Origin of the sequence: Nostoc cycadae WK-1 (assembly GCF_002897135.1) — a bacterium.
Taxonomy (GTDB): domain Bacteria; phylum Cyanobacteriota; class Cyanobacteriia; order Cyanobacteriales; family Nostocaceae; genus Nostoc_B.
Genome location: NZ_DF978438.1, coordinates 48072 through 60801, shown reverse-complemented (window position 1 = coordinate 60801; position 12730 = coordinate 48072). Strand labels below are relative to the sequence as shown.

10 protein-coding genes are annotated in these 12730 nt (G+C 41.0%); 8 read left to right on the top strand and 2 right to left on the bottom strand.

The window, feature by feature from the left end:
• Positions 1–15: 15 nt before the first annotated feature.
• From NCWK1_RS23100 to NCWK1_RS29715, 8 genes are all read left to right on the top strand, one after another.
• Complete coding sequence (locus tag NCWK1_RS23100) at positions 16–918, top strand: alpha/beta hydrolase (RefSeq protein WP_187308221.1); 903 nt, start codon at positions 16–18, stop codon at positions 916–918.
• A gap of 205 nt (positions 919–1123) precedes the next feature.
• Positions 1124–2161: a helix-turn-helix domain-containing protein gene (locus tag NCWK1_RS23095; protein WP_103126320.1), complete on the top strand. Its 1038-nt coding sequence runs from the start codon at positions 1124–1126 to the stop codon at positions 2159–2161.
• A gap of 74 nt (positions 2162–2235) precedes the next feature.
• Entirely contained in the window at positions 2236–3402 is a 1167-nt protein-coding gene (bioF, locus tag NCWK1_RS23090; protein WP_103126319.1) for an 8-amino-7-oxononanoate synthase, read from the top strand.
• Positions 3403–3969: 567 nt separating this feature from the next.
• Positions 3970–9030: a PAS domain S-box protein gene (locus NCWK1_RS23085; protein WP_103126318.1), complete on the top strand. Its 5061-nt coding sequence runs from the start codon at positions 3970–3972 to the stop codon at positions 9028–9030.
• A gap of 434 nt (positions 9031–9464) precedes the next feature.
• Positions 9465–9674 carry a DUF2997 domain-containing protein gene (locus NCWK1_RS23080; RefSeq protein ID WP_096582616.1) on the top strand — a complete coding sequence of 70 codons (210 nt, stop codon included), beginning with the start codon at positions 9465–9467 and terminating at the stop codon, positions 9672–9674.
• Between the two features lie 38 nt (positions 9675–9712).
• Positions 9713–10099, top strand: coding sequence for a DUF1257 domain-containing protein (locus NCWK1_RS23075; protein WP_015111140.1), 387 nt, complete (start codon positions 9713–9715; stop codon positions 10097–10099).
• On the top strand, positions 10099–10560 hold the full coding sequence (locus NCWK1_RS23070) for a ferredoxin (RefSeq protein WP_103126317.1): 462 nt from the start codon (positions 10099–10101) through the stop codon (positions 10558–10560). Before NCWK1_RS23075 ends, NCWK1_RS23070 begins: the two co-directional genes overlap by 1 nt.
• 73 nt (positions 10561–10633) lie before the next feature.
• On the top strand, positions 10634–10783 hold the full coding sequence (locus NCWK1_RS29715) for a hypothetical protein (RefSeq protein WP_187308220.1): 150 nt from the start codon (positions 10634–10636) through the stop codon (positions 10781–10783).
• 10 nt (positions 10784–10793) lie between these two features.
• On the opposite strand, the gene NCWK1_RS23065 is transcribed toward NCWK1_RS29715, so the two are convergent.
• A complete protein-coding gene (locus NCWK1_RS23065; RefSeq protein WP_103126316.1) occupies positions 10794–11702 on the bottom strand; it encodes a DUF4351 domain-containing protein in 909 nt (302 codons plus the stop codon).
• Between the two features lie 144 nt (positions 11703–11846).
• Positions 11847–12584 (bottom strand): hypothetical protein, encoded by a 738-nt coding sequence (locus NCWK1_RS23060; RefSeq protein ID WP_103126315.1) that lies wholly within the window; start codon positions 12582–12584, stop codon positions 11847–11849.
• Between the last annotated feature and the right edge of the window lie 146 nt (positions 12585–12730).

Sequence of the window (12730 nt, the reverse complement as noted above, 5' to 3'; positions counted from 1 at the left end):
TATAAAATTGCCCACATGAAAATCCACAAGCAGCAATTGTTATTGTTATTAGGGTTTAGACGGCTACTTGTTGTTGGAATAATTGTAGCGATCGCTTACTGTAGCATCTGTATATTTCTCTTTGTCCAGCAACCTAAGTTCATCTTTTTTCCCTCCCGTGTCATCGAAAAGACACCAGAGTTATTCAATCTGCCTTATCAAGAAGTTTGGCTACCTGTAAAAACTAGCTTGGGAAAGGTGGAAAAAATCCACGGTTGGTGGATTAAAGCTAATCAGCCTGATGCCAAGGTGTTGTTATATCTGCACGGGAATGGCATTAATATTGGCGCAAATATAGCTCATACCCATCGATTTTATCAACTAGGATTTTCGGTGCTGCTGATTGATTATCGGGGATATGGTCGCAGTCAAGGCGATTTTCCTAATGAAATGAGAGTCTATCAAGATGCTGCTACAGCTTGGCAATATCTGACGCAGCAACAGCAGATTCCACCCCAGCAAATTTTTATTTATGGTCATTCTTTAGGCGGTGCGATCGCTATTGATTTGGCAGTTAAACACCCTCAAGCCGCTGGGTTGATTGTAGAAAGCTCGTTTACATCTCTGTACGATATGGTATCGACTCGGAAATGGTTTGCGATATTCCCCATTAATTTAATCCTGACACAGCGCTTTGAATCTATTAAAAAAGTATCACAGTTACAAATGCCCGTTTTATTTATTCACGGAACTGGTGATTCTACTGTCCCGTCTTTGATGAGTCAAAAACTGTATGATGCTGCGCCTGAACCAAAGCAGTTAATTTTAGTTCCCGGTGCAGAACATAACGATGTAGCTGTAGTCTCTGGTGGCAAATATCTGCAATGGGTACAGTCATTTATTCAAAAAGTTCAGTTACGTAATAATTCTCATATTTAACTCTAAATAAACGCAGAGATGTTAGGGATTAGCCAGAATTTTTCTGTATGATTACTGAGTTGTGAATTCTTTCCTTTACACCTCTCAACCCTAACATCATCACAACCAAAAATTAGCTAGTTTCATACATAAATATCCGGATATAAGATTTTCCTCAAAGGAGAATTTATACAGCTATATTGCAGTATGAGGAGCAAATTCTATCATGGCTAATACACCTGCATATTTATTCAAAATTCTGGGAAATCCTGCTATGGAAATTTCCCAAGAGGAACTGCGATCGCTCTTGGGGGGAATTGAGGCAGAACTCCATCGCAGTAAGGTTTATCGCCAAGCTATAGCGACATTCCAAAAGTTACTTGATTCTTCCGAAGAAGCTAAAACTTTGTTGAAAGCTGTAGGTAGAGAAGCGATTGGTTTAGCATTTCAGCAATTTGCCAATCACGCCAAAATTTCCGATAGCAACCAACAGACAGATACAGAATTAGCACACTCTAGTGATGTCAAAACTAACCTGACTACTAATCATCTAACAGATTCATCATCAACCTCTTTGGTAATTGAAAATGTCAGCAATACCTCGATAAATAATGCAGACAGTTCAGCGAATAAACATCATTTCTCAACACTAATGAATTGGCTAAAACCCAATCAAAAAACTGCTAACGCTGAACTAGCCAAGCAAAAGTTAGCAGAACAACGTTTAGCCATTATGGGTCAAATTGGTCAACAACTGCGTCAAGCCCGTGAAGCCAAAGGTTTTCGTTTGCGAGATTTGAGTCTTTTTACTCACCTACCAATCCATCAAATGGAAGCAGTAGAAAATGGCGACTTAAATTTATTACCAGAGGATATTTTAGTGAGAGGCTTTATCCGAGTGATGGGTAATGCTTTGGGGCTAAATGGCACAAGTTTAGCGAATACTTTACCTATGGTTAACACCGTACCATCCGTTATACCTTCTTGGTCTCAGCCTAAACATAATTCCCCAAAATCGGGTTTAGAAGTACGACCCATACATTTGTATTTAGGCTATACAGCACTGGTGGCTGGAACTGTGGGAGGATTATCTGTCGTGTCTCAGCCAGGAAAAATTGACACAACTGTTAATCCAGATGTCACCCCGTCTTCGCCGATTTCCCAATCAACCCATACTCCGGAAACAAATGCGAAACCAGGTATCCAGTCCACTAGTAACGGAATTCGTATAGGCTCAGATATTGCCCCACCTGAAGCACTGTAGTAAAAGTATGAAGGGTAAAGTATGAAGTATGAAATTTGAGCTTTCATACTTTAAAGTTCTGATTCTGAGAAACTATGACCACAGACCCTTATGCTTGGATAGAACAATCATTAGTAACCATTCAGCGGGCAGATTGGTATCGTTCAGTACAGACATTAAGCGATCGCCCTGGTGCAACTGTGGTTTTGGCGGGGCGAGAGGTAATTAATTTTGCCAGTAACGATTATTTGGGATTAGCTGGAGATGAAAGGTTAATTGCTGCTGCTACAAAGGCTATTCATGAATTGGGTACTGGTAGCACTGGTTCTCGATTACTTAGTGGACATCGAGAATTACATCGAGAACTAGAAATGGCGATCGCATCCCTCAAACAAACAGAAGATGCTATTGTCTTTAGTTCAGGATATCTGGCAAACTTAGGAGCGATCGCATCTGTCGTTGGTAAACGCGATTTAATTCTTTCTGACCAATACAATCATTCCAGTCTGAAAAATGGTGCAGTTCTCAGTGGTGCTGCCATCATAGAATATCCCCACTGTGAGGTTGTGGCTTTAAAAACTCAACTCAGCCAACAGCGACAAAACTACCGTCGTTGTTTAATAATTACCGATAGCGTCTTCAGCATGGATGGCGACTTATGTCCATTACCAGCATTGTTAAAAATGTCCGCAGAATTTAACTGTATGCTGCTAGTTGATGAAGCTCATGCCACTGGGGTAATAGGCAAAACTGGCGCTGGCTGTGTGGAACATTTTGGCTGTACTGGTAAACCATTAATTCAAATTGGGACTTTGAGCAAAGCTTTAGGTAGTTTAGGCGGTTATGTCGCTGGAAGTGCCAATCTGATTGATTTTTTACGCAATCGCGCCCCAACTTGGATTTACACCACCGGACTTTCACCTGCGGATACAGCAGCAGCCTTAACCGCAATTCAAGTTGTTCAGCAAGAACCTCAAAGGCGGATTCAATTGTGGCGTAATGTAGATTACCTGAAAAATTTAATGCAACAGCAGCTACCTCATCTCAAATTGCTGCCTACAGAATCACCCATTCTTTGTTTTCAATTACCCAGTCCAAGCGATGCACTCCGGGTTGGTCAACACCTCAAAGATGCAGGCATTTTCGCCCCGGCAATTCGTCCGCCCACCGTACCCACTAGTCGCATTAGAATTTCCGTAATGGCTACTCACACAACAGAGCAGATAGAAAAATTAGTCGCTGTATTAAGAAATACTGATTAATTCATTATATTTAATCATACTAATCTTGGTTTGATTAACGAAATTATTTGTGTAGTCAAGGAACAGAAAAAAGGAAAAAATATCTAAAAATAGGATTGATTTTTTAGCAAATAGCCATCAGATAACAGCCGACAACTGAAAATCAGTGCCAAATTTATGGCGGTTAAAGCAAAATCTGGCATTTTATAGCCAGCCATTATCTACTGCCGATGAACGAACTTCACTCAAGGAATTGGCAACGTTGCCCAACACCTAGACTCGTCACTATTATCTGTCTTTCCTAGTAGCTATGAAATTAAATAGAACTGCTATATGCTTTAAGATAAATATAGAGAAACATAGAGAAACTAGTTTGTTGAAAATTGATAACTGAACTATTAATAAAATTTTGTAATATTACAACTTTCCTGAGATACACATACAATATTATCGAGAAAATTACCACTAGCAAAAGATACTTTTTATCTTAATAAAGAATCTATCTGAAGACGAATTATAAAAACTTGTAAACTAGCTTAGGGTATGTATAGCCCTCGCCACAAGTATTGGTTGTTTGCAAGTGTTTTCATGCCCTACATTCCTTATTCGCAGTTACTACGTTATGGCTTTGTGGTGGTAATTGTCGCCACAGCACTAGTAATCATGCTATTACTTGACCCTCTATTAGATATAAAGGGAACGCCATTCCTGCTATTTTTTGGTGCTGTGATGGTGAGTGCTTGGCACGGTGGAATGAAATCAGGGCTTTTGGCAACCTTTTTATCAGTCATAGTCAGTGATTACTTTTTTCTTTCTGAGCATTATGCCTTCGGCTTAAGCGTATCTAATGGGGTAAAGATACTCTTATTTGCTGTACAGGGATTACTGTTTAGTTTTCTGTGTGAAGAATTAAGGCACGCTAAACGTAAAGCGGAAATTAATCTCCAAAAATTTAAAGTCAGCGAGGATCGATTTCGGGTAGCCCTGAGTAATTCAGATATTGTTGTTTTTCAGCAAGATCGAGATTTTCGTTATCAGTGGGTTCATAATCTTCAGGGTATAGGCACCGCTGAGGCATTACTGGGTAAAACTGATGATGAACTATTTCCAGTTGCCATAGCGCAGCAATTAACAGCCATTAAACGGAGGGCTGTAGAACAAAATATTTCGGCTCGTGAAGAAGTTTGTATAACGCTGCGAGGAAAAGTTCTTTATTACGACTTGCTTGTAGAACCCCTCGGAGGCGACGGCGGTGTAACTTGTGTAGGCGTAAATATTACCCAGCGCAAGCAAACAGAACTAGAAAAAGCGAACTTACAAAGCCAACTTCAGCAAGCCCTTCAGCAAAAAGATGAAACTTTAGCTTTACTGAATGCTTGGTTAATGAGTTCTCCAATGGCACTGGCCTTTCTGGATACGGAACGACGCTATGTTTATGTTAATGAAGCTTTAGCGGCAATTAACGGTGTACCACAAAATCAACATATTGGTCGTACACTCTCAGAAGTATTACCAGAATGGGCATCGCAACTAGAGCCGATTTTCCAAGAATTAATCACAACCAAACAGCCATTACTTAACCAAGAAATCAACGGTGAGACTTATCCATCTGGGGTGTATCGTTATGGTTTGGTGAGTTACTATCCGGTCAGTTTACCAGATGGAAAATTGCTGGGAGTGGGAATCACTGGTGTTGATATCACTGCTGTCAAAAAAGCTGAACAAGCATTGCGAGAAAGCGAAGCCAAGTTTCGCAGTGTGGTTGAGTCTAATATGATTGGGATTGGCTTTTGGGAGGGTGATGGCAGAATCACAGATGCCAATGAAGCTTTGTTAAAGATGTTAGGTTACAGCCGCCAAGAATTAGTTGACAAAAAACTTGATTGGCGAAATTTAACACCTGTTGAGTATCGACGACTAGATGAACAAGCACTGGCGCAATTTCTAGACAGTTCTTTTTGCATTCCCTTTGAGAAAGAATATATCCGCAAAGATGGTACTCGCTTCCCTGTTTTAATTGGTGGTAGCCGCCATGAAGGAACTTTAGAACGAGGCGCTTTTTTTGTAATTGATATTACAGAGCGCAAGCAAGCGGAAGATCAACTGCGTTACATTGCAGAAATTAGTAGTTTACTTTCTACTTCATTAGATTATGAAGAGACTTTACAGCAAATTGCCAAAATTTCTGTACCTCAACTAGCTGACTGGTGCAGTGTGGAGATTATCACAGATGAGGGGACAATTCGCCGTTTACCTCTGGCTTATGCAGATCCATCTCAGGCAGAGTTAGCCCAAAAACTTCAGGAGTATGTGCCGAATACTCAAGGTACACATCCGATCGCTAGAGTACTGCAAACAGGCATTCCCGAATTAATTGCTGAAGTATCTGATTCTGTTTTGATAGAAGCTACACAGAACGAGGAACATTTAGAAATTGTCCGGCAGATGGGGGTGAAGTCGGCAATGGTTGTGCCATTAATCGCCCATCAGCGAGTGCTGGGCTGTATTAGCTTTGCGATCGCCCATACCAATCGTTGCTACGATCAAGCTGATTTAAATTTGGCCATAGATATCGCCTATCGCGCTGCTTTAGCCGTAGAAAATGCCCAACTGTATCGAGATAATCATCAAGCTTTAATTAACTATGCCGAATCTCTATCGCTTTTAGATGCTTTGTTAGCTGGCGCACCTGTGGCTGTCTGCTTTTTAGATCGCGAATTGCGCTATGTCAGAATTAATGAGGTGTTAGCTGACATTAATGGTGTCCCCATCGAAGCACATCTAGGACGCAAATTTGGTGATGTCTTCTTTAGCATGGCAACTCAGTTTGAAGCTCAGTTACAGCAGGTGCTAGAAACAGGCAAACCCTTACTAAACGTAGAAATTAGTGGAGAAATACCAGGAAAACAGGGAATGTATGGCTATTGGTTGGGTAACTATTATCCGGTTCGCAATGCCTTAGATGAAACTGTAGGTATTGGGATTATGCTGTCGGATGTCACAGCCACCAAAGTTGCCGAAATTGCTTTGCGCGAAAGTGAATCTAGATTTCGGGCTATGTTCAACCAAGCCGCAGTGGGGATTACTTTGGTAGCTTTAAATGGCAAATTCTTGCAAGTTAATCCGGCGTTGTGTGACATTACCGGGTACAGCCAAGAAGAATTAATCCAGATGAGCTTTCAAGATATTACCCACCCTGATGACTTGGCAGTTGATTGGGAACAAGCTGGGAGAGTGTTAACTAAAGAAATTAGTGGTTATTCTTTAGAGAAACGTTACATCCGCAAAGATGGTTCAGTGGTTTGGGTGAATCTGACTTCTTCCGCAGTTTGGGATATTCATGGACAAGCGAAATATGCAGTCGGCATTATTGAAGATATTAGCGAACGACAAGCCGCACTACGCGATCGCCAAAAAGCAGAAATAGCCCAAACTTTTTTAGTAGAAGCCAGTAGCTTACTAGCTGCCTCTCTAGATTATCAAGTCACTCTCAATAATGTGGCTAGTTTGCTAGTGCCTACCCTAGCCGATTGGTGTGTGGTTGATGTGCTGGGAGAAAATGATGTCATTGAACAAATAGCCATGATCTCTGCCCATCCGGCTAAGAAAGAAATATTAACAGAACTCCGACGACTTTATCCCCCCAAGTACGAAAACAACAGCCCATTTCGAGAAACATTGCTACGCAGGCAATCAGTCTTTTATCCCGAACTGCCAGATCAGCTTCTTGCACAGATGGCTGAAGACGAGGAGCATTTAAAATTACTCCAAAGCCTGGGGATGAATTCTCTAATGATTATTCCCCTGCATTTACGCGGTAAAGTATTTGGCGTAATTTCTTTAGTCAGAGGCGAATCTAGCTGTGCCTACAACTCAGCAGACTTGACATTAGCCGAAGATTTGGCTCATCGTGCTGCCACAGCCATTGATAACGCTAGACTTTACCAAAAAACTCAGCAGGCAAAACAAGCCGCAGAATTAGCTGTTAACCGGACTGTACGTTTACAAAAAATCACCGCCGCCCTTTCCGAAGCCATCACACCGCAACAGGTGGCTGATGTTGTCGTCAACCAGGGAATTGCCGCCTTGGGTGCTAGTGCTGGTTCTGTTAGCTTGTTAGCAGAAAAAGGCAGTTGTCTCAAAGTTGTCCAAGCCACTGGCTATCCGTCATCAGTGCTTGAGGCTTGGGAAAGTTTTTCTGTGATGGCGGCTGTACCTTTAGCAGAAGCAGTCAGAACGGGAAAGCCAATTTTTATCGAAAGTCCAGCAGCCTTCGCCGCAAATTATCCCCACTTAGCAGAACTGCCATCAGTCACAGGAAATTCTGCCTTTGCTTGTATTCCCTTGATTTTAGAAAAACAAGTAATTGGGGCATTAGGCTTGAGCTTTAGTCATACCCAAATCTTTTCTGAAGCAGATCAAGGATTTATGTTGACACTGGGGCAACAATGCGCTCAGGCGATCGCTCGCGCTCAACTCTACGAAGCCGAAAGTTATGCCCGTTCGGAAGCCGAAACCGCTAACCGCATCAAAGATGAATTTCTGGCGGTGCTTTCTCATGAATTGCGAACACCCCTCAACCCGATTTTGGGCTGGGCAAAACTACTACGCACCCGTAAAAACGACGAAGCTACAATAGTTCGGGCTTTAGAAACCATTGAGCGCAACGCCAAGTTACAAGCCCAATTGATAGAAGATTTATTAGATGTGTCGCGGATTTTGCGGGGTAAGTTGAGTCTACATATCCGCCCTGTAGAATTAAACAGCACAATTACCGCCGCTTTAGAAACAGTACGTTTAGCTGCCGAAGCCAAGTCAATTAAACTGCAAACAGTACTGCCCCAGCATACCGTCGAAGTTGTCGGTGATGGCGATCGCTTGCAACAAATTGTCTGGAATTTAGTATCCAATGCTGTCAAGTTTACGCCGGCTGAGGGACGGGTAGAAGTACGTTTAGCGCAAGTTGGTATGGAAGCGCAAATTCAAGTCATTGATAACGGGAAGGGAATCACCCCGGAATTTTTACCCTACGTCTTTGAATACTTCCGCCAAGCCGATGGCAAAACCACCAGAGTATTTGGCGGGCTGGGATTAGGATTGGCAATTGTCCGCCATTTAGTAGAACTCCACGGTGGTACTGTCTTGGCAGATAGCCCAGGCGAAGGACAAGGGGCAATTTTTACAGTCCGACTCCCCCTGCATAAAAGTGCTGAATCTGTCAGTACGACAAACTCAGTACAGATGGATTTAGCAACCCAAGATACATTACTGGCGGGAGTACGAATTTTGTTTGTTGATGATCAAGCTGATGTGTTGGAGTTTTTCAGCTTTGCCTTAGAACAATATGGGGCAGAAGTCACAGCAGTCTCCTCCGCAGCAGAAGCATTAGAAGCACTCGTGAAATTGCAGCCAGATATTTTATTAAGTGATATTGGAATGCCGATTATGGATGGCTATATGTTGCTGCGCCAAGTGAGACAATTACCAAAAGACAAAGGCGGGGAGATTCCGGCGATCGCCCTGACAGCTTATGCTGGTGAAATTGACTACAAACAAGCAATGGCCGCAGGTTTTCAACGACATATCCCCAAACCCGTTGATCCCCTTGACTTAGCAATGGCGATCGCTAAACTCATTAGTCAAAAATAAACCCTAGGCGATGCCTATCACTCTTTCATCAAACATCATTTCATCCTCTGACTCTCATAATTTATAACCCTAGAGAGAATAGGTTTAATTTAATAATAATGATAAACTTTTTCAATAAATTACATAGTTTTATGACTTACCTATCTAGCTATACTACCGAAGAGTGCTGATTTATCAAGCATTTATCCCTGACTTTACAAGCTCGTTTATAAACTTGACTATTCCAGAAGGTTAAGAGAGACTAACTAATGACAGATGTGCGGACTTATTAAACTAATAATTTTTGTAAATTTTCTGAGATATTTATTTTGAAAGATGGAACATTAGTTAAAAAATGGCAAGTTTGTGTCTAAGTAACAATGTTCCCTGGACAGGCTTTTTAGCATTGTGCTAAGGAGTAAAGTCTAAGCTTACTATCGTGGTTGGCCAAGAGCATGGAGACATTAGAATTCATAATTTATCCAGACGGTCGCGTACAAGAGAAAGTCACTGGCATTGTGGGTGCTTCTTGTGCTGAGGTAACAGCGGCAATTGAAGCACAACTGGGGCAAGTACTTAATCAAGAGCCAACCTCAGAATTTTTCGCCAATCAAATACAACAATCCAACCTGGCGAATACGCAAGCTACTTACAGCGAATGGTAAGTTTTCCAGCAGTTTATTGTCGTTGATTTACAACCACCATGTCACACTTTAGCCAAATTAAGACTCAAATCCGTAACCTTGATTCCTTAAAAGATGCACTGACTGAATTGGGCATCGACTGGAAACCCGGACCCCGTGAGGTACGTGGTTATCGTGGTCAAACCCATCCTGCGGAAGTGACAATCGAGCAAGAAAATGGCTATGACATCGGCTTTAGATGGAATGGCAAAGAATACGAACTAGTTGCTGACTTGCAATATTGGCAACAAAATCTGTCTGTAGATGGTTTCTTACGCCAAGTAACCCAGCGTTATGCTTATCAAACAGTTGTGAAAGAAACTGCGCTGGCTGGCTTTCAAGTTGCTGAACAACAGAAAAATGCTGACGGTTCTATTCGCTTAGTAGTACAACGCTGGAGTGCGTAATGGCTGATTTTCTGCCTTCGCCGGAAGAACAGGAAGATAACCGTTCCGGTTTGGAACCAGAATTAGGCGGTTTTTTGCGGGATGACCCAGAACGTTCTGGTTTGGAACCGGAATTGGGTGGAGTGTTGCGGCAAAAAGGTGTTTATGTTGATGAAATCACCTGTATTGGCTGTAAACACTGCGCCCATGTAGCACGAAATACTTTTTACATTGAACCAGATTACGGGCGATCGCGCGTAGTTCGTCAAGATGGGGACGCAGAAGAAGTTATCCAAGAAGCAATTGACACCTGTCCTGTTGATTGCATCCATTGGGTAGATTACACAGAATTAAGAAACTTAGAAGACGAGCGCAAGTATCAAGTAATTCCTGTTGTCGGTTATCCGGTAGAATTGGCTGTTGCTGCTTCTGCAAAACGAAAGCAAAAGCAAAAACTCAAAAACAAAAAATCCCGTTATTAAAATAAAAAATTAAATAATTCTACAAAAGGACTGGTTAATCTAGTCCTTTTATTTTTAATTAATTGTATTTCTCATGTCACAGTTTAGCTTGCGATCGCACTTTGTAGGAGAAATTCAAACAATTGGCAAAGCGAGCGATCGCTTTTTTTACGTAGACGCGGAAGCGGTTTCCCATAGGATACCACAGAGACGCAGAGAACACAGAGGAGCGATCGCCTGCTAAAATAAACGTCTTATTGCTGTTCCAACCAAGCTACTAAATCAGCTTCATCAGAGAAATCTAGTAAAGCTTCTGCTAAATCCTCTAACTGAGTTACAGATAATCCCCGCAGTTGTTCTTGTAATTCAGGAGTAATTGTACCAATGCGTCTTGTTAATTGACGCTGAATTACTTTCAATTCTCCTTGTTGCAGCCCTTGTTGTATCCCTTCTTCCATCCAACTGGTGACGATTTGCATAACTACCTCTTGTTGAGTTGGTTCAAATTGGGCAATTTCCGCCTGGAATATTTCTTTTTCTTGGGCATTTAGCCGTAGGTAACTGTCAATAAACCCAGAAATTAACTGCATCCGCGCGGGATCTAACTGCAATGTAGCTAATAGGCGCAGACACTCAGATTTTACTCTGGGTCGGTCTTGTGGCGCTATATTCATTTTAGCCATTAGCGCACTAGCTACAGGATTTTGCTGTTGTAGATACTCTCGCCAATTCAAGCGATTTAATTGAATCACATCATAGTTGAATTGCAAGACTACTTTATTAGGAAATGCAACTTGATGAAAATCTTGTTCGACTTTTTTGGGGCGATCATACGAAAATAAGGCAATGGGATAAACTGGCAAGCTGTATTTCTCATACAATCTGGCAAAGTAGCGATACATCCGTAAATCAAACGCTTCTTGATAATAAGCTTGATGTTCCAGATGTATTAAGAAAAACGATTCTTGTTGTCTAAATTTTGCTTTGACTACTATGTCAGTTTCATATTTTTCGCCAGCCGTAACATCAGTAAATATTTCTTTATCAAGGAAGGTGATGCTGTCTCTTTCCAGATAAGCAGTAATTTCTGGGAAGAATAACTCGATGAATTCCCAAAAGAAGGTGGTGAGTAGTTCTTTGAACAGGCGATCGTGGTCTATCATGATTAGATTTATATCATGTTACTGATGAGCGATCGCTATTTTTAAACGAACCGCAAAGGGCGCGAAGAGCGCAGAGAAATAAGAAGTCAGTTTTAGCTTTTTTAAACGCAAAGTAACACAGAGGGACGCAAAGTATCTCTATGGTCAAAATCTGGCTGCGATCGCTCTACCAATATTATGGAAATATTGATTAGTTGAGCCAAAAGCCACAGGATGTTTAGCTATAACAAACATAGTTTGACTAGTTCTACATATTAGAAAGCCTTCTGAGGTTAATTTAAAATCAATATCCGTTATTTTTTTAGTGATTTCTCTCCAAGAATATTCATATAATTTACCGTAGAAAACAACTCCTTCAGGTTTATGTTCTTTGATTCTCTCAGCAATATAATTTATTCGTTTCTCAAGACAATAACTTTCATAAATTTGTCTATTAAATAAATAAGATAAATGAGAATGTTGATTATATATCCAATGTTTAAGAGATGGTGCAGGTAAAGGCAATAATTCTAATAAACAAGTTTCTTTATCTTTTCTACCTAGTTCTTGTATTTGATATTGACGAACATCTTCTAAATTAATTTTTTCTTTCCCTTTGGCGCTCAAGACAATACGAATCAATCCTTTCCATGTTGGTTGTATTGCTGCACCTGGTTGAAAGTCAGAAGGCCATCCTATATCAATATGATATTCTGCAACATCGTCTATTTCCTTCAGTCCTCTTTTATCCCATATATTAATTCTGTTATTCACATCTTTAAAATCTCCTCCTGCTTCTTCCATTCCAATAAACCAATAATTCCCTTGATAATTACCATATCCATAAAATGTATCAATTCTTTTTTTAAGAAGTTCATCATCAAACGAATTTTGATTATTCATACTTACTTGCTTTGACTGTAAATCGGGTAAGTCAAAAATAATTTACTATAAAGGGATTGTCCAGTTAAAAATTTTAATTCTTTGCGCCTACCGGGTGGGAAGCCGCTACCGTGTCTATGCGCGAAACAAAATAAAAAAAACTTGCC